The sequence below is a fragment of the Mucilaginibacter sp. genome (assembly GCF_039925265.1).
GTDB lineage: Bacteria > Bacteroidota > Bacteroidia > Sphingobacteriales > Sphingobacteriaceae > Mucilaginibacter.
Genome location: NZ_JBDSZG010000012.1, coordinates 51370 through 68979, shown reverse-complemented (window position 1 = coordinate 68979; position 17610 = coordinate 51370). Strand labels below are relative to the sequence as shown.

The following is a 17610-nucleotide window of genomic DNA, read 5'->3' as shown; positions in this document are numbered from 1 at the left end:
ACAACTGAAAGTTTGTGAATAGCTTCTCTTGATAATGTTTTTTGCCTTGCATGACGTTAATATACTAAAAATCAACATATTAACGAAATTATCAGGCAAATAAATAATACGTTGTGCAACGGCCACGGGGACGCCTGCGACCGCGGGGAATAATTGTTTTACAAGAACTACCATTGCTTTTGCGGTGGCGGGGAAATTTATTTCAGCCCATTCAAAAAACATTCAAAAAAAACTTTCTCCCGATAAATAACTGCCTTATCATAATTTTGAGGATGCTTAGAAAACGCAATTTGGTGCGAGCATACTTCACCTGTATCCAAAACATAGCTATGGCTGATTATCTCCTCAACATCCGCCATATTATACCCATCTGGCAAATCAAAAAATTCGAAGCGGAAGTTTGTTCCAAATCCAAAGCACTTTCCGTCCTTCATTTTTGCGGCAAATCCGGTCCAGCCCATTGTTGTTTCGCCCTCTATTTGCCGCATTAATCTTTCTGGTATGGCAAACCTGCTCTTTTCCACCCGCGCAATATCATAGCAATTGATACAATTACCGCTTGTCACAAATGTTTTCACAATGTCCGGGTACCGTTTGGGAGATGAGTTTCTAAAAATGCCCCAGCCTTTTTGTTCTTCACTAAAACGCCTGATAGCCAATTCAACGGTTTTTTGTGGGTTGCGAAAGGTAACACAAGGCAAAAATGTTCCATCGGTTAAATAAACAGCCGCACGGTAGCCCTTCCCATAGTTGCTATCATCTAATGGCTCAATATTATCTATCAGAAACTGTATAATATTTTCCTCTGGTTGTGCGGCCATGTTACTTTATTAACTCTGCGTGCGGTAAGTGTCCTTGCAATTTAACATTTCATTTTCAACCTACAAAGTAGCTTTCCAAATTTGAGTGAGCTTTATCTGCACATCTGAAATCTGCACCATCCTCACATCTGCCCTCTCGGTGCTATCCAGAAATTATTAAAGCCGAGGCCTATCTGGATATCTATCATCTCCTGCTGCAGCATTTCCAGCACGGCTAAAAAGTTGTATACAAAGTGTACCTTGTTTTCGCTATTGCCGGCGATGTGTTTAAAATCGAGCTTCTTGTTTATCTGCAGCAGGTTTTGGATGGCCTGCTTTTGTTTTTCGATGGTGTAGGGGTACTGCACCACGGTGTGGGTAACGGTTTCGGTGCGGGTTAAAAATTGCTTCATTACCCTGTTGTACACCACCATCAGCTTATACAGGTTTATTTCGGAGAGTTCTTCGCCGGGCACGGCTACTTTTTCTACCTGCTCCAGGTCCAGTTTAATGTTGCCGCGTTTTTCCTGTTTAAAGCGCTCGTCCTCCCAGGGGCGGATCTCCTCGCACAGTTCCTTGAATTTTTTGTATTCTATCAGCTTGCGGATCAGCCCTTCCTTGGTATCCATCTCGTTCTCCTCCTCGCCGGTGTTGTAGCGGGGTAGCAGCATTTTGGCTTTGATGCGCATGAGGGTGGCCGCCACAAAGATAAATTCGCTGGCCAGCTCCATGTTCAGCACGGTCATTTGGTGGATGTAATGCAGGAAATCGTCGGTAATTTTAGCGATGGGGATATCGTGGATGTCCAGTTCGTCGCGCTCTATAAAAAACAGCAGCAGGTCGAACGGACCCTCAAACTGGGGCAGTTTAATAGCGAAGTCGTTATCCAACATAAATTCAAAAATACAGTTAAAACACGGTAAACAATTATAAATGTTATTTGCAAAACAATAATTACCTTTATACCATTCTAAATTTATCACATAATATAGCTTACTTTGTAAGTTAAATACTTCTAAAGAATGTCCATGCAGGTACCCGCCGGTGATTTGTTAAAAAGGATCATTGATCCATCTGATTTAAAGCAATTTAAGGAAGAAGAACTGAAACAGGTATGCAACGAACTGCGCCAGTATATTATCGATGTGGTATCAGTAAACGGCGGCCACTTTGCTGCCAGCCTGGGTACGGTTGAATTAACGGTTGCCTTACAATACGTACTCAACACCCCGTACGATCAGCTGGTTTGGGATGTTGGCCACCAGGCATACGGCCACAAGATACTTACCGGTCGTCGAGACCAGTTTCACACCAACCGCATTCATAACGGCATCAGCGGTTTCCCAAAACGCAGCGAAAGCATTTACGACACTTTTGGTGTTGGGCACTCCTCTACCTCTATTTCGGCAGCGCTGGGTATGGCCGTGGCATCCCAATACAAAGGCGAGACCGACAGGCAGCACGTAGCCGTAATAGGCGACGGCGCCATGACCGCCGGCCTTGCTTTTGAGGCCCTTAACCACGCCGGTACCGAAAACAGCAATATTTTAGTGATCCTGAACGACAATAACATGTCGATAGACCCTAACGTGGGGGCGCTGAAAGAATACCTTACAGATATTACCACCTCCAAGCCATACAACAGGTTTAGGGATGATATAGCAACCATTTTAACCAAGATATCCGCGATAGGCCCTGACGCTTTTAAAATAGCCAAGAAGCTGGAGAAAAGCATCAAAGGGACCCTGCTTAAACGCAGTAACTTCTTCGAGGCGCTTAAGTTCCGTTATTTTGGCCCGATAGATGGCCACGATGTGGAGCATTTGGTTAAAGTACTTAAAGATCTGCGCGATATCCCCGGCCCTAAGCTGCTGCATTGCATTACCGTAAAGGGTAAAGGCTATGCGCTGGCAGAAAAGGACCAGACCAAATGGCACGCGCCCGGCTTGTTCGATAAGATAACCGGCGAGATAAAAAAGACAAAATACGATAAGCCACAGCCGCCTAAATATCAGGACGTGTTTGGCCATACCATTATAGAACTTGCCGAGGCTAACCCTAAAATTATGGGGATAACCCCGGCTATGCCATCAGGCAGTTCGCTCAATCTGATGATGAAGGCTATGCCAAACCGCGCCTTTGATGTGGGTATTGCCGAGCAGCACGCCGTTACTTTTTCTGCGGGACTGGCTACACAGGGGCTTGTGCCTTTCTGTAACATCTACAGCAGCTTTATGCAGCGCGCTTACGACCAGGTGATCCACGATGTGGCCATCCAAAAGCTCAATGTAGTGTTTTGCCTGGACCGTGCCGGCATAGCCGGTGCCGACGGACCAACACACCACGGCGCTTACGACCTTGCCTTTATGCGCTGCATCCCCAACATGACGGTATCTGCCCCCATGAATGAGGAAGAACTGCGCAACCTGATGTATACCGCTCAGCTGGAAAATATGGGCCCGTTCAGCATCCGTTACCCGCGCGGTAACGGGGTGATGGTAGACTGGCGCAAACCTTTCAAGGCTATCCCGGTTGGTAAGGGCCGCAAAATTTGCGATGGTGAAGATGTTGCGATTGTATCTATCGGTGCCATAGGCAACGAAGTGGTAAAAGCAACCTCGCAGCTGAACGACCTTGGCTACTACCCCGCCCATTACGACCTACGCTTTGTAAAACCTTTGGATGCCGCAATGCTGCACGAAGTGTTCAGCAAGTTTGGCTGTGTAATTACGGTGGAAGACGGCTGTATTGAAGGAGGTATGGGTACTGCGCTCTTAGAATTTATGGCAGATAACAAATACTTAGGCACCAACGTGATCCGCCTCGGCATCCCCGATAAGATCATCGAGCACGGCGAACAACCCGAACTTTGGGCCGAATGCGGTTACGATGCCGCATCAATAGTTGCCAAAGTGCAGAGTTTAGATATTAAGTGCAATAAGCATACGATAGCGTCGTAAGGACAGACGAAAGAGTCAAGAATCAAGAAATAAGATAAAAATAAAAAAGAGCGAATGGTTATGCCAATCGCTCTTTTTTTATGGAATCAACTTGGCAACCTATTGCACCAGGTACTGCAAAACCGGCGGGAAAGAATTAATTATGAAGTAGTTGTTCTTAGCCAGGATATATTGATTGGAGTAAGTATTTACCGCTATGTTTATCTGCGTGAAAGTTTTAAAATCTGCTGTTTTAAAATGCTCATTCCCTATCACAAAATAATAACTACCATCAACCTGTTTACTAAAATGATACAGGCAGGTATCGTAAAAACTCGCTGTGTAGGCGCGGCTGAATATCTTGCTCCAGGTTGCGCCATTATCTTTAGATTGATGTAACTCTGCCATGCCGGTGAGGCTGTTAAAACCGCCAACATACATCACACCTTTATCATCAATATAAAAAGTGCTGGCAGTAGTAACGGGCAAGCCTGTTACATTAACCAGGTTAAGTGTAGTGTGGTCAAGTTTAACAAGTTTAGGCACAAAAAGAGAAACCTGGATAAAATAGTGGTCGTCATTTTCGGTGCTCGCCATGTAAGTCAGATCCATACTTTGAGAACTGTTCGAACCTCGTATTTTGGTAAAGAGGTCTCCTTTCTTGTTACGAATAAAAATACCGCCTCCTTTAGAGGTATAAATTAATTTACCTGCGGTCGTTAGTGCCAGGTCATGGGGCCATTCTACATTATGATAGTCGATCTCTATGAATTGCCAGGGCTGTCCAAAGCCGGGCGAATAGTAAACAGAATTATTGTTAGCCGCTATATAGATCTCATCTGTTGGACTCACAATTATCTTCTCTGTGTAAGCAATAAAATTATAAGTGAACGAATGCCACGAAATACCATTATCATCACTGTACTGCGGCAAAGCCGAACTAAAATAACTCACCATCAGCCTCCCTGTGCTTAGCATGGCAAAACTGTTTACATAATTATGATCAGGTATCGTGCATGATGCAACATGCCATCCGGGCTTGGGCGCTATGGCGGTAGCGGTTACTTTTATCGAGTCGATAACATTTAGCGCGCTATCAAGCACTTTAAAATCAAGCGTCTGCACACCCGGTTGGCCGCTCAGCTTCCACTTAAAGCTTACGTTGCCCCCGTTTTTGATGGAACGCTCTATTACCGTATCGCCGTTGCAAAGCGTTTTTTGGAAAATCTTTACAAACAGCTTATTAAGCCTGGTACCCGGCTCGTTTATTTTTACCACGATGGAATCTACCAGCGCTTTCCCCACCGTATCGGCCTGAGCGGAGCCGCCAACAACTGTAATACTGCTCTTAACTTCGGTACTATCCGGCTTTTTGCTGCCCGGACCAACTCCCTGGTTTTTTACACAGGAGGTAAATAATAAGCACAATAATATAAGGCAGGTAAACACTCTGTTCATTAGGTAAATATAACGATTATCGCGATTGCTTAGCTATTACAATATGCCTGACGATGGAAATCAAATAAGGTGTTCCACCTCGCCCAACATCACTTATTTCCTTTTTACATAACCAACTATGAAACAGACGTTTGCAAGCGCCACTTAAACAACAGGGGTGTTCCAAAGTGTTTCACGAAAAACTGTAAAACGCTGATAGCCAATATCATTTTAAAAATAGGTGTTCCACATTTAAAAGCGGAACACCTTCCAAACAAAAAAGCGATTGGTTATTAGCCAATCGCTTTTTCTATAGCGTTCAGATTTGACAACTTTTAAAAAGTTGTCAAATCTATAAATACAGGTACTATTTTTTTGCAGGCGCTGCTGGTGGCGGCGGTGGAGCAACTGTAGGCAACGGTTTACGCGGAACCATTTCTTTACGTTCGCTGGTGTTGTACACAAACGATGCTACGATGGTAGCGGCTTGTTTTAAATCATCCTCTATAAGGCGGTCGTAAGTGTCCTGGTTGCTGTGGTGGGTACGTGTACCGTAATCTATAGCATCCTGGATGAACTGGAAACCCGGCAGGCCAACGGCATCAAAGCTCTGGTGATCGGTACCCCCGGTGTTGCTAACGGTAACGGTTGTAGCGCCAAGGTCTTTAAAAGGCTCTAACCATGTTTTAAATAAGGGACCCGCAGCCGAATCGCCCTGTAAATAAATACCGCGGATCTTTCCGGTACCGTTATCCAGGTTATAATAAGCATCTAATTTAGCTTGCTCTGGTTTTAAGGCCATGGTTTTAGGGTCGCCAAAATGGGCGGCCACGTAACCACGCGAGCCAAATAAACCCTGCTCCTCGCTGCTCCATAAAGCAATACGAATGGTGCGTTTTGGTTTGAAGCCGGTAGCCTTTAGTATGCGCATGGCTTCCATCATTACCGCGCTGCCGGCGGCGTTATCCGTAGCGCCGGTACCTGCATGCCACGAATCAAGGTGACCGCCTATCATAATAACCTGGTCTTTCAATTTTTTATCGGTACCCGGTATTTCTGCAACAACATTATAGCCTTGCAAATCGTTTGTGAAAAATTCTGTTTTGATGTCTGCTTCCAGTTCCACTTTTTTACCGGCTTTCACCAGGCGTAAAATACGTTGGAAATCTTCGCTGCTGGTTTCCAGTTCTGGGGCAACAGTTTTTGCAGTATCGGCATAAGAAGCGCCGTTGGTAGTAAATACAGTACCATCGGTACCGCGGCCCTGGCTCAGGATCAACCCAACTTTCTGGTCAACAAAAAAGGTGGTCATAGCGGCACGCATGGCTATCATTTTACGCCTTGCCGTCATCGCCGGTGAGTTAGGGTCGAAGGCATTGTTACGCTGGCCACGTGGTGCCATGGTAGCGGCAGCCATTTTATCCAATTCTTCATCGGTGTATCGGGCAGCATCTGATTTGAAAGTACGCTCGGTAAGCGGTTTGGTATCAAATATTACAATTTTACCGGCAAGGTTGCCTTTGTATTTATCCAGGTCGGCAAGGCTATCGGCTTTTACCAATATCACTTCGCCTTTTATAGCACCGTTGGTGCCTGGTGTCCAGGCTTTGGGGATAGCGATAATAGCGTGGTAATAGGGCACAGTGATGGCGGCGTAGTTCTTTTGAACTTCCCAGCCTTTACCAAATTTACCCCAGGCCTCCAGTTTAGAGTTGGCCATTCCCCATTCTTTCAGCTGGTTAACGGCCCAGTCCTGCGCACGTTTTAAACCCGGCGAACCAGCCAAACGCGGCCCGGAAACATCGGTAAGGTTAAAGGCAATTTCCATCACTTTAGAGTGGTTAAGCCCCTCTTCGCGAATCTTCGCAACAGACGCAGCGTCAACGGTTTCCTGAGCGAAAACGCTGGCCGTTAAGCCCGTAAGTGCAATACAAGTGTAAAGTAGTTTTAATTTCATTGTAAATCAGTTAATTAAGCAATAAACAAACTTATCTAAATAAAACGGGAATATTTAAGCGCCCGATTTAACAAAGTTGTTACAAGTAAATAATTAATTGAGGTATATTTGGGTTATGAGCGAGTACCGATTGCATTGGACCAAATACGTTGCAGAAAAGGCAAAGCGTTCCGGCAATGAAGGAAGATATTACCAATCATTAAATCTTAACTGGTCGCAGAAAGGCGATTTACTTAACTATCTGAACAGTGTTGAATACAACCACCCGGAGGATGAGCCACCAAAGATGGATCGCACGGCGTTCTATGTCAAATCTTTAACCAAACATTGGATCATTTATAGAAAGAAAAGCTCATGCTAACCAAAGCCGTCCCCATCTTAGCCTCGTTAAACGAGGAAGAAACCGTAAAATTCTATACCGAGAAGCTTGGTTTTACCTTTCACTCCAGTTGGGATGGCTACCTCATATTCAGTCGCGATGGCGTGTTTATCCACCTGTGGCCCTGTAAAGATCCGGAGATCCCCAAAGCAACCGGCTGCTACATTAACGTAACCTACGTAGACAAGCTGTACGAAGAATTAAGGGCACAAGGCGTGGTGCATCCCAACGGGCCGCTTAAGAATTTGGAATGGGGTATGCGCCAGTTCAGCATCCTTAATAACGCAGGAAACATTATCCATTTTGGCAAGAATATCTCCGGTGGCGATGCTTAATTGATAAGCAACTTATACCCCCTGCCATGCACGTTGATGATCTCGACCGACGGGTCTTCGCGCAGGTACTTGCGTATTTTGCTTAAAAACACATCCATACTGCGGCCGTTAAAGTAGTTATCATCATGCCAGATGTTTAACAGCGCTTCCTCGCGGGTAAGCACTTCGTTCTTGCGCAGGCAAAGCAGGCGAAGCAGTTCGGCTTCCTTGGTAGATAGTTTTTGCTGTGCATCGCCACGGGTGATCAGCTGCATGGTATAATCAAACTTATAGCTGCCCAGTTTAAATTGGGTAGGGTTATCGTCGGCAACTTTTTTATCGCTTTTATCAGTGCGTTTAAGCAGAGCGTTTATCCGCAGCAATAGTTCTTCTATACGGAAAGGCTTGGTGATGTAATCATCCCCGCCTAAATTAAAGGCCATGGTTTTATCTTCGATCATCGCCTTAGCCGTAGCGAAGATGATGGGCACCCCTGCGTTTATCTTTCGGATCTCTTTGCCCAGCGTAAAACCGTCCTTTTTGGGCATCATCACATCCAGTATCAGCAGATCGTACACTTGTTTGGTAAAAGCACGCAGGCCTTCCTCCCCATCCTTACATAAAACCACATCAAACTTGCCTTTCAGCTGCAGGTAATCCTGCAACAACAGGCCCAGGTTAGGGTCATCTTCAACAAGTAGTATTTTTTTCATGTGCTTAAGTTCGGAAGGCGGTAAGGTTTATTTAGTCCGGAGTTCGGCAAAGACCGAATCCCGCAAGATTTATGGTGTATATTATGCTTAATTCATCGCCCGGAATTCCAACTTCCCGGAATCTGGACTCACCGCTATGCGGTGGGGAACTTCAATTCAAACTCCGAGCCTTTTTCTTTTTCGCTTTTTACACTGATGGTACCATCAAGCCTTTTTACGATAGTGTTTACGTAGCTCAGCCCCAAGCCGAAGCCTTTTACATCGTGCAGGTTGCCGGTGGGTATGCGGTAAAACTGCTCAAATATTTTGCTCTGCTGGTCGCGGTTCATGCCAATGCCCTTATCGGCCACTTTAATACAAACGTATCCGCCGCGCTTTATTGTGGTGATGGTAATATCGGGTGCGTCATTACTATATTTTAGGGCATTATCTATCAAATTATACAGCACATTGCTAAAATGCAGCTCGTCGCCAATAATGATGGTTTTATCATCAGTTAAATTCAGGCTGGTAATAGCATTGCACTTCTGCAGTTTAAGCGCCATGCTATCCAGCACTATGCTGATCATTTCGTTTACATCAACCGGTTTTTTATCCAGCTTAAAATCGTTCTTTTCTATCCTGGCAATGTTCAGCACCCGTTCTATATGGCTGCCCAGGCGTATGTTCTCCTCGTAAATAACATTGGCCAGCCGGGCCACGCGTGTTTTATCTTCGGCAATCTCCTCATCCTTCAGGGCCTCACTGGCTATCATGATGGTAGATACCGGGGTTTTAAACTCATGCGTCATGTTATTGATGAAATCTATCTTCATCTCCGAAATTTTCTTTTGCTGTAGGATAGAGAATATAGTGTAACCGAAGCAGAACACCAGCACAAAGAGCAGGCCGCCTGTGGTGCCCATGGTAGCCGTCATATTACCTAATATCAGCGAGTTTTTTTGCGGGAACGACACCTTGATGCGCCCCGGGTCATTCAATACCTCGGTGCTGAATATGGCTTTCTGATAAGTATTAGCTTCTATAAACTCCGGTTTCTTTCCTGTGTTATCCAACGCGCTGGAAAAGATGAGCGAATCGCTGTTAACGGTGCTAACTTCATAGCTAAAGGGCAATGTTATTCCACGATTATGCAGCTCAAAGCGTAGCAGCGAATCTATCCAGAAACCATTAAGGCGCTTGGCCAGTGGTTCGTTAGATTTTTGATATTCCTCCGCCAGGTTAGCTATCACATTTGATTTGGTTTGGTTGCGCGGCATATTAGCTAAAGAATCGGCCTCCAGCATTTTTTTCACCTGCCAAAACTGCTTCTCTTTTTGCAAGCGTGCTTGTTGTTGTAACCACAAGGGGTTAAGCTTAGCTACCGTGATTACCTGCGGGCCAAACTGTGGGTCTATATAAGTGCCACGCACAGTATCGTACTTATACACCCTCGATTTTACGGGACGGGCTGTTTTCACAACCTCCGGTATCATGCGACCCTGTACGTTACCGTATTCATCTGTAAACTCTTCTATACGGATGCGCAGGTTAAGCGTACCCTGTTGCGTAAGGCTTGATATCTCATCGTCCATTTTTTTATGGAGGATCATGCGTTTAAGGCTATCGCGCAATATAGCCAGCTTACGCTCGCGCTTGCTTTGGTTTTTTTTAAGCTTTACCGAGTCGTAGGCTTTAAAGCTGTTGCCATTGATGCTTATTTTGGTAGTTTCCTCTCCCGCGGTGTTTTTTATGGTAAAAGCACGAACGTGGGTTTTGGCGTTTAAAAAGGTAATAGCATCCTGTTTGGCCAGTTTGGCAACCACGCTGTTCAATGCTTCATCTACCGTGCGGTTAAACAGGTCCGATTGCATTTGGTACGACTGGCGCAAAAAATAATATTGCATGCCCACCACACCCAAAAGCGCAAACCCCATTAACCCGATGATCAAACTGATACTCCTCTTCTTCATCTCTACAGCAAAAATATTTTAATTAACCTAATAAAGGGCGCATTTAACAATATTTAACAATTGCGCCCCGGCTATTTAACATATTGATTAATACGTGTTTTATACCTTTGATAGAATCAAACTTAAATCCTCATAAAAAATGAAGAAGCTTTTTTTACACCCACGCATCGAGATCATCTTCTCGCTTAGCTTAATAGCCATATTGGGGTTACCACCGCTGGTGCTGGCCCAAACGCAGAAAGATATAGAAATAAAAATACAGAACGGCGATACCACCATCAACGGTAAAGACATTAAAAAACTATCTCCCGAAGAACGTAAGGACGCCCTGGGCGAGATAGATAAAATGGGCAATATCACTTTTAAAAGCACCGATAAGGGTGGCAACCGCGATATTGTTATCCACAGGAATCAGCGCATGAAAGGCGATAAAAATCAGGACGTGGTGATAGAACGCCGCATGGATGGTGGCATGGATATGCCGTTCTCCGCCGGTATGGGCGATAGCATCCGTAAGAAATTCACCTTCCGCCTTAGAAAGGTGCCCGGTGGCGACAGCACCTTCGCCTTTAAATTTGACAACGGCGGTGATAATATGAGGTTTAATGATGGACGCTCGTTTGATTTTAACGACGGCCCGCCAATGTCCATGGAAAGACAGTTCCATTTTAACGGCCCGGGCCGCGGCGAGCGGATGATGAGCTTTAACCGCAAAAACACCCACCTTTTTAATTACTCCAATACCGATAACGACGGCATCAGCACTAACGTAAGCTTCCGCGTAAACGATGCCAATAAAGAAACGGCAAAACGCATAGCCGGCACAGAAAAAACGGCATTGGATATTAACGATCTGAATTTATCGCCCGAATTCTCTACCGGTAAAACCGCCTTAAGCTTTATCCTCGATAGCAAAGCGAGTGCCGAAGTTAAACTAACCGACAGCGAAGGCAAAGCCCTTTGGAGCGATAAAGCCGCAGGCGGTAGTTTCAGCAAAAAAATGACCCTGCCCCGCAACGGCATCTACTTTTTAACCGTTAAGCAAGGCGCAAATGTTGCCGTTAAGCGGATTGTGAAAGAGGATTAAGTAGCCGCAGATAGTTGCAGTGGCCGTATAAAAAAGGCTCTTCGGATATTCCGGTGGGCCTTTTGTATATTTAGGGAGTTTGCAACCTGCCGGGTTAGGCACGAGTAGCCTTTTCCCACAGCCAGCTCTTATAATGGCACCATATTGTGTTGCACTACAGCTTTACAATTTGTAATAACTTATTAAGAATGAAAAAAAACTGCATGTTAAATAAAAAAATACTTTCACTCGTCTGTTTATTTATGCTATCAGGCTGTTATAAGATGACAGAGTATAGCTATTTAAGTATAACATTTAACGACAGCCGTATAAACAGCATTTTCTTGGCCAAATATGTTGATAGCGTAGTAAATAAAAACTTAACCATCCCCGATTCGATAAATTACATCTTCCTATCAGGAGAGCCGTTAAAAGAGCAAGAGCGCATTATTCACTTTAAAAATAATCCTGATGAATGGTATATGATTAACTTTAACGCCGCGCCATGTTGGATAGAAACAATTTACTGCAAAAACCTTACCGATACTTTAGTCAACAATAGAACTTTATTAGGGGATAAAGAAATAGATCGGATTGCAAATAGGTTTAGAACAGAAGTTATAAATCAAGCAGAGCATTATGGCAGAAAGCAGTCGCTGCCAGATTCTATACTTTATGATGTTCCTAAATAACAAAATAAGTCCCGCTGCCAGCAGCGTATAAGGCTACCCACAGGAAGGTAGCCGTTATGCAAACTATGCACGTGAAAAGTAATGTCGATCTACTAAACCACCACAAGCCAGGCAAACTTGCGACTACCACGAATTACGCCCCATATCTGTACTGTGCATTTTCCTGAATTCGGACGGGTTTATGCCTTTGTGCTTTTTGAATGCCCTGTTCAGGTGGCTTCGTCGGTAAAATTAAATTCGTAGAAATTTCATTAATGCGCATATCGCTGTGCAGCAGCCCAGGTTTGAGAGGGTTCGATTTTACTTAAATAAACATTTAGTGAGCCCTAAAATTCCACTTGGAATTATCGCTATTCATATCAAACCGGCCGAGGGTGGGCGTACTGTCTCCGGAGGATACTAAAGCCAGTTGCTCTTTGGTGTTTGGCACCACTTTTGGCATGATCCTGTAAGTCCCATCCGTCAACTGATCTATTCGCCATAATTGTTCCGGCGCACCGGTAAATGTTGGCACGGTTGTGAGTTCAGCTTCCGCGGTTGCCGCTAATGCACGGTCTGTACCGGCAATTACTATTTTATAATAGGGCCCGCCCAGGTATCCTCCTGCACCCGGGACCGGAGAAATTGTCCATTTTTGATGAGGGCGAAACATATAATCTGCCATCCTTACACCAATATTTGTGGTTGGCCAGCCTGCAATCACATCTGCCAGTTCCTGTGACGGTACCGGTTTTACCGGTTCATCATTATTACGGTTAAACCGCATGCCGCCTGCCATCCTCGTAAAATCAACGCTTAATTCCAGGGCGTACCCCCTTCGCTCCGATTCTATCTCATAAGCCCCTTCCTTGAAGTTATCCCCTCCAACAGGCCATCCATTTTTCCATAGTAACGGGCGTATGCCCAATACACTGCGGCCGCTTTGATCCAGATCTGCCTCGTAATGGCAAGACATCTTTTCAACCCCTTTGCCAACTACAATACGCCCAAAATGTCCCGGCCCAATCAGCCTGTCGCCGGCTGCAAGTACCATTTTGCCGCCTCCCTTTAACATATCTCTTCCCATATTATCCAGGTATGGGCCCGTTACTTTTCTGGCGCGGCCAACAACAATGTTATAGGTGGAGTTTGGGCCGTCGCAGCAGGTACCGTGTGTGCCAAGCAAATAGTACCATCCATCGCGGTATAGCAGATCTGTAGCTTCGCAATCAATAGCAATATTTAACGCTTTATTGCCTTTTACGCGTTTCCCTGTTTTAGGGTCGAGTTCCACCAGGCGAATATACCCAAAATAGGTGCCGTAGGATAACCATAACCTGCCATCGGTTGGGTCTGAAAGAAGTGCCGGATCTATCGCGTCATTATCCTCAATACCATCAGATGAGGCAACTACAATAGCCTCCGAATACTTAAAATCAGGAGATTTTGGATCGAGCGATTTATTCCACATGGTGAGTATTTTCCCATTATGGCCGCCCGCCAGGCCGCCTCCGGTGGCACCATAAGCAATAATGTAGCGGTCACCAATTTTCAACACATCAGGTGCGGCCCCCTTGCCTGGCCTTACTCCGCCCTCATTCCATGTCCAGCCATCTTCGGATATTAATCCTCCGCCAAATGTTCCAAATGTGAAATACTTACCATCAGATACTGCTATCGTTGAGGGATCGTGTATAAATGGTTTGCCAATCTGTGCTACCGTCGTTGCGGTTGCCAACAACAAAAACAGGGCTATAGTGCTTATTACCTTTACTGTTAATTTCATCATAACTCAATTGCTATACAAATTCGGTGTTAAATGGGATGATTGATTTATTGCAGGCTGATAGTGAGGTCTTTTATCGGCTTTCCGTCTTCATCCAGCAGGCGAACGCAAAAATCACTCAGTCCGGGCCCATTGATCAACCCACCCCGTATAATATTTTTCCCTTTGCTGAGCGTAAACCGGGTGGAAACACAATCATCCATAACCATACGCCTGTCTCCGTCAAGCGTTACCGCCTGTTTTCCATTTAGCCACCACGTCGATCCGCCGTTTGACCCCACCGCCAGTCTTACGTTTTTTATTTCGCGCGGACTGTTAACTACCGTTACTGCCCAAAACAATACGGCATAGGTTTGCTTCTTTAAACCATAGGCAAAACGAAACAATTTAAGGTTGAAAGTCGGGCTCTCTAATGCGTGCCACAGTAATTCCTGCTCGCCAACTTTTACTTTTTCGCCGTCTTTTGGGATAACGGTAAACTGGTTTGGAAAATAATTAGTTTCAAACTCTGTTTTCAGGTAGTTATCTGTAAACACAACATTACTCCGTATCGCTTTGTTAATGGGCTCTAAGAGTAACCAACGCTGAATAAACCCCTCGGGATCCGGGGTCTTCTTTAATGCGGTCGCGCGGGTAAAGAATGGTGAGATACTTCGGTTAGTATCGTTTAGGGTTATACTATCAACCCTGCCTCTTGAAGGGGGAGGCTGCGCTTGTGACCTCAATGCTGCCAAAATTACAAAGCCGGCTGCCAGCAATAATGCATTGCGTTTAATATTCATAGTAGATGCTTTACTTAAATCTTTCTCCGGTTTTAAAAAGTGGTTTGCCACAACCACTTATCCAAAACTATACTATCAGAAAAAGACGGCATCACACTATTCGCCAATAAAAGCCAACTTTAGTTTATAATACGGCATCAAAAACGATTTATGAGAGGACTGGCCCATTTCTTTGCCGCCGCCGCGGGGTTTCTTGAAAAAGGGCCCTGCCAAGCTTTTCTGCCGTCCAACAGGCAATTTTGCGGTGACGGCAATTTTTTTTAACCCATCCTTTTAATCTCTAACCAACGTTTATTTAGTATTTTAGTGGCTCATGCTTGATTCTCTTTTTGTTAAATTATCGAATACCATAACGTTGACTGAAACTGACAAAGAAATTTTCGGTCAGCATGTAATTTTAAAGAATTTAAGAAAGCGACAATATCTCTTGCAGGAAGGGGAGGTTTGTAAGTATGTGGCTTTTGTAAGCAAAGGCCTTTTACGATCGTACCTTTTTGATGAAAAAACTAACCAACGCATTATTCAGTTTGCACCAGAGGGCTGGTTTATTTCTGATCTCCACAGTTTTATAAATAACGATAATTCGCACCTCAATATAGATGCGATTGAGAATTCCGAGTTGGTGTTAATAAGCAAGGCATCGCATGAGTATCTGGAAAAAGCCATCCCGGAATTTTTTAAATTTAATTACCTTCAATATCGGGGTGCCTACATCGCCCAACATAAGCGGTTAACTGACATGTTTACACTTTCCGCAGAGGAAAAGTATATAAAAATGCTCAGTATATATCCAGACATCACTAAGCGCGTGCCACAACACATGATTGCATCTTACCTGGGTTTAACACCAGAAACATTAAGTCGCCTGCGAAAAAAGATCTTTACAAAACTGTAAAGATTAGAATTCTGTTGATCTGAATCAATGTTATTTCTTGACCTAAATCAACATCATAAATGAACAGGTGTGCTACATTTACCGCATCCAAATGTATGCACCCCATGAAACGGCTGCACGTTAAACCAATTATTTTTGTACTATTTTTTCGCTGCTAACCCATATTGTAATACACTAAAAATTGAAAACCAACCGAAGACAATTTATAAGCAGAGTGTCAATGGCCACAGCTGCATTAACAATACCAGGTTCTGTTTATTCGTCTATTTTAAGAATCGAAGAGTTCATCGAAGTTGAGATCACTCATGGAAAAATCAGAGGTACCCGTACCAACGGGGTAAATCTGTTTAAAGGTATTCCATATGCAGGGCGGATTTCCGGCGACCGGCGTTTTAAACGACCTGCACCTTTACAACCCTGGACTGGGGTACGCGATGCTTTGCGATTGGGTGCCCCCGCCATTCAACCGCTTAACGGAACACGCGGAATAAATGAGCCAGTACCAAACGAAGACTGCTTATTTTTAAATGTTTGGACACCTGCCAACGATAATAAAAAACGGCCGGTGATGTTTTACAATCACGGCGGGGCTTTTGTAGGTGGGTCTGGTGGTGCAGTTGACCAGGATGGCTCAAACCTTTCCCGCTTATTTGATGTAGTGGTTGTAGAAACCAACCACAGGTTAGGCATAATGGGGTTTCTTTACCTTGATGAAATAGCCGGGGCCGAATATGCAGGTTCGGGCAATATGGGAATGTTAGATATAACCGCGGGTTTAAATTGGGTAAATAAAAACATTGCAGCTTTTGGCGGCGATCCGGATAATGTAATGATCTTTGGCGAATCTGGCGGAGGCGCTAAAACATCTTGCCTGTACGCTATGCCCGAAGCCGCCCCCTTTTTCAATAAAGCGTCCATTGAAAGTGGCCCTGGCGTTAGAATGATACCCAAAGAAGCGGCCGCTGAAATGACGGCAATAGTTTTACGGGAACTAAATATTTCTGCAAAGGATTGGAGAAAGTTACTTGAAGTGCCGGTAGAAGATTTGTTAAGTCTTCAGATGAAGATGCCGGCATTAATGGCGCAATCTGAGTACACGAAGAAAAATGGCGCTGTAGGTTTTGCACCAAACGCTTTCGCGCCTGTAGTGGATGGCGTTGCCCTTCCATACCACCCTTTCGATCCTATTGCACCTAATATCTCAAAAAACAAACCGCTTATGGTTGGTTGGAACGAGGATGAATTTACATTTTTTGCGATGGCTTTCGGTGACACCGGCGCATTAAAAAAAGACTTTACTTATTCGGATTTGCCGGCAAAACTTACAGGTCAGTTCGGTGCCAACGCGCAAAAAATTATTGATACTTACAGGCATACAATGCCCAATGCTACAGCATCAGATCTTTGGGTTGCGATTGAATCGATCAACATGATGGGGTTGGGCTCGGTTAAGATAGCCGAAAGGAAGTTACAACAGCAAGGTGCCCCCGTTTATTTATATAATTTTGGGTACAAGTCTGAATCAAAAGTTCCCGGCACGGATTATCCGTTTGGAACACCGCACGCCATGGACATCACTTTTAAATTTAATAATGAAGTTCCCGGTGCGCGTGCAGGGTTTTTAGGCGGCAATAAACCGGAACGATTTGTTGCATCTCATCACATGGCCGAATTATGGGCGACCTTTGCAAAAACTGGCCGGCCCGCGGCAAAAAATGCCCCTAAATGGTTGCCATACAATTTAACCGACAGGCCCACCATGCGCATAGATGTAAAGTGCGAAATAATACACAACAGGTTTAAAGAAGAGCTTGCCATGTGGCGATCCATCGGTAAAGTTTAATCATAAGCCCTTATCCGGGTGCGAGTTTGCATCGCCGGGAAGAGTACCTCACAATACCACCAATACGGCAAAAAGG

15 protein-coding genes are annotated in these 17610 nt (G+C 44.7%); 7 read left to right on the top strand and 8 right to left on the bottom strand.

Annotated elements, in window-relative coordinates; all coding sequences use genetic code 11:
- Positions 1-197 precede the first annotated feature (197 nt).
- On the bottom strand, positions 198-659 hold the full coding sequence (locus ABIX36_RS04955) for a hypothetical protein (protein ID WP_348081053.1): 462 nt from the start codon (positions 657-659) through the stop codon (positions 198-200).
- A 284-nt stretch (positions 660-943) separates the two neighbouring features.
- Entirely contained in the window at positions 944-1693 is a 750-nt protein-coding gene (locus tag ABIX36_RS04950) for a segregation/condensation protein A (RefSeq protein ID WP_348081052.1), read from the bottom strand.
- Positions 1694-1828: 135 nt separating this feature from the next.
- On the opposite strand from ABIX36_RS04950, the gene dxs reads away from it, so the two are divergent.
- Positions 1829-3760, top strand: coding sequence for a 1-deoxy-D-xylulose-5-phosphate synthase (gene dxs / locus ABIX36_RS04945; RefSeq protein ID WP_348081054.1), 1932 nt, complete (start codon positions 1829-1831; stop codon positions 3758-3760).
- Positions 3761-3859: 99 nt separating this feature from the next.
- Here dxs and ABIX36_RS04940 read toward each other — a convergent pair whose 3' ends face one another.
- Together ABIX36_RS04940 and ABIX36_RS04935 are read right to left on the bottom strand one after the other, a co-directional pair.
- The gene (locus ABIX36_RS04940; RefSeq protein ID WP_348081051.1) at positions 3860-5197 is read right to left on the bottom strand and encodes a hypothetical protein; all 1338 of its coding nucleotides are present in this window, start codon (positions 5195-5197) and stop codon (positions 3860-3862) included.
- A gap of 346 nt (positions 5198-5543) precedes the next feature.
- Positions 5544-7133, bottom strand: coding sequence for a M20/M25/M40 family metallo-hydrolase (locus ABIX36_RS04935; protein ID WP_348081050.1), 1590 nt, complete (start codon positions 7131-7133; stop codon positions 5544-5546).
- A gap of 115 nt (positions 7134-7248) precedes the next feature.
- On the opposite strand from ABIX36_RS04935, the gene ABIX36_RS04930 reads away from it, so the two are divergent.
- Together ABIX36_RS04930 and ABIX36_RS04925 are read left to right on the top strand one after the other, a co-directional pair.
- Positions 7249-7494: a hypothetical protein gene (locus tag ABIX36_RS04930; protein WP_348081049.1), complete on the top strand. Its 246-nt coding sequence runs from the start codon at positions 7249-7251 to the stop codon at positions 7492-7494.
- Positions 7488-7847 carry a VOC family protein gene (locus ABIX36_RS04925; RefSeq protein ID WP_348081048.1) on the top strand — a complete coding sequence of 120 codons (360 nt, stop codon included), beginning with the start codon at positions 7488-7490 and terminating at the stop codon, positions 7845-7847. Before ABIX36_RS04930 ends, ABIX36_RS04925 begins: the two co-directional genes overlap by 7 nt.
- On the opposite strand, the gene ABIX36_RS04920 is transcribed toward ABIX36_RS04925, so the two are convergent.
- Together ABIX36_RS04920 and ABIX36_RS04915 are read right to left on the bottom strand one after the other, a co-directional pair.
- Positions 7844-8539, bottom strand: a complete 696-nt coding sequence (locus ABIX36_RS04920; RefSeq protein WP_128535204.1) for a response regulator transcription factor — start codon at positions 8537-8539, stop codon at positions 7844-7846. The two genes, ABIX36_RS04925 and ABIX36_RS04920, sit on opposite strands and share 4 nt — an antisense overlap.
- Positions 8540-8673: 134 nt before the next feature.
- Positions 8674-10491 (bottom strand): HAMP domain-containing sensor histidine kinase, encoded by a 1818-nt coding sequence (locus tag ABIX36_RS04915; RefSeq protein ID WP_348081047.1) that lies wholly within the window; start codon positions 10489-10491, stop codon positions 8674-8676.
- Positions 10492-10630: 139 nt separating this feature from the next.
- Between ABIX36_RS04915 and ABIX36_RS04910 the strand changes: the two genes are divergently transcribed.
- Together ABIX36_RS04910 and ABIX36_RS04905 are read left to right on the top strand one after the other, a co-directional pair.
- Positions 10631-11578, top strand: coding sequence for a T9SS type A sorting domain-containing protein (locus tag ABIX36_RS04910; protein ID WP_348081046.1), 948 nt, complete (start codon positions 10631-10633; stop codon positions 11576-11578).
- A gap of 188 nt (positions 11579-11766) precedes the next feature.
- Positions 11767-12249, top strand: a complete 483-nt coding sequence (locus tag ABIX36_RS04905; protein WP_348081045.1) for a hypothetical protein — start codon at positions 11767-11769, stop codon at positions 12247-12249.
- 316 nt (positions 12250-12565) lie between these two features.
- Here the strand turns inward: ABIX36_RS04905 and ABIX36_RS04900 are convergent, their stop codons facing one another.
- On the bottom strand, positions 12566-14017 hold the full coding sequence (locus ABIX36_RS04900; protein WP_348081044.1) for a family 43 glycosylhydrolase: 1452 nt from the start codon (positions 14015-14017) through the stop codon (positions 12566-12568).
- A 44-nt stretch (positions 14018-14061) separates the two neighbouring features.
- Positions 14062-14796, bottom strand: coding sequence for a hypothetical protein (locus ABIX36_RS04895; RefSeq protein ID WP_348081043.1), 735 nt, complete (start codon positions 14794-14796; stop codon positions 14062-14064).
- A gap of 313 nt (positions 14797-15109) precedes the next feature.
- On the opposite strand from ABIX36_RS04895, the gene ABIX36_RS04890 reads away from it, so the two are divergent.
- On the top strand, positions 15110-15691 hold the full coding sequence (locus ABIX36_RS04890; protein ID WP_348081042.1) for a Crp/Fnr family transcriptional regulator: 582 nt from the start codon (positions 15110-15112) through the stop codon (positions 15689-15691).
- Between the two features lie 220 nt (positions 15692-15911).
- Positions 15912-17534 (top strand): carboxylesterase family protein, encoded by a 1623-nt coding sequence (locus ABIX36_RS04885; RefSeq protein WP_348081041.1) that lies wholly within the window; start codon positions 15912-15914, stop codon positions 17532-17534.
- Positions 17535-17610: the final 76 nt, after the last annotated feature.

Coding starts and splice junctions, on each gene's coding strand:
- ABIX36_RS04950 (WP_348081052.1), bottom strand. CDS start 1,693: ATGTTGGATAACGACTTCGCTATTAAACTGCCCCAGTTTGAGGGTCCG.
- dxs (WP_348081054.1), top strand. CDS start 1,829: ATGCAGGTACCCGCCGGTGATTTGTTAAAAAGGATCATTGATCCATCT.
- ABIX36_RS04940 (WP_348081051.1), bottom strand. CDS start 5,197: ATGAACAGAGTGTTTACCTGCCTTATATTATTGTGCTTATTATTTACC.
- ABIX36_RS04935 (WP_348081050.1), bottom strand. CDS start 7,133: ATGAAATTAAAACTACTTTACACTTGTATTGCACTTACGGGCTTAACG.
- ABIX36_RS04930 (WP_348081049.1), top strand. CDS start 7,249: ATGAGCGAGTACCGATTGCATTGGACCAAATACGTTGCAGAAAAGGCA.
- ABIX36_RS04925 (WP_348081048.1), top strand. CDS start 7,488: ATGCTAACCAAAGCCGTCCCCATCTTAGCCTCGTTAAACGAGGAAGAA.
- ABIX36_RS04920 (WP_128535204.1), bottom strand. CDS start 8,539: ATGAAAAAAATACTACTTGTTGAAGATGACCCTAACCTGGGCCTGTTG.
- ABIX36_RS04915 (WP_348081047.1), bottom strand. CDS start 10,491: ATGAAGAAGAGGAGTATCAGTTTGATCATCGGGTTAATGGGGTTTGCG.
- ABIX36_RS04910 (WP_348081046.1), top strand. CDS start 10,631: ATGAAGAAGCTTTTTTTACACCCACGCATCGAGATCATCTTCTCGCTT.
- ABIX36_RS04905 (WP_348081045.1), top strand. CDS start 11,767: ATGAAAAAAAACTGCATGTTAAATAAAAAAATACTTTCACTCGTCTGT.
- ABIX36_RS04900 (WP_348081044.1), bottom strand. CDS start 14,017: ATGATGAAATTAACAGTAAAGGTAATAAGCACTATAGCCCTGTTTTTG.
- ABIX36_RS04895 (WP_348081043.1), bottom strand. CDS start 14,796: ATGAATATTAAACGCAATGCATTATTGCTGGCAGCCGGCTTTGTAATT.
- ABIX36_RS04890 (WP_348081042.1), top strand. CDS start 15,110: ATGCTTGATTCTCTTTTTGTTAAATTATCGAATACCATAACGTTGACT.
- ABIX36_RS04885 (WP_348081041.1), top strand. CDS start 15,912: ATGGCCACAGCTGCATTAACAATACCAGGTTCTGTTTATTCGTCTATT.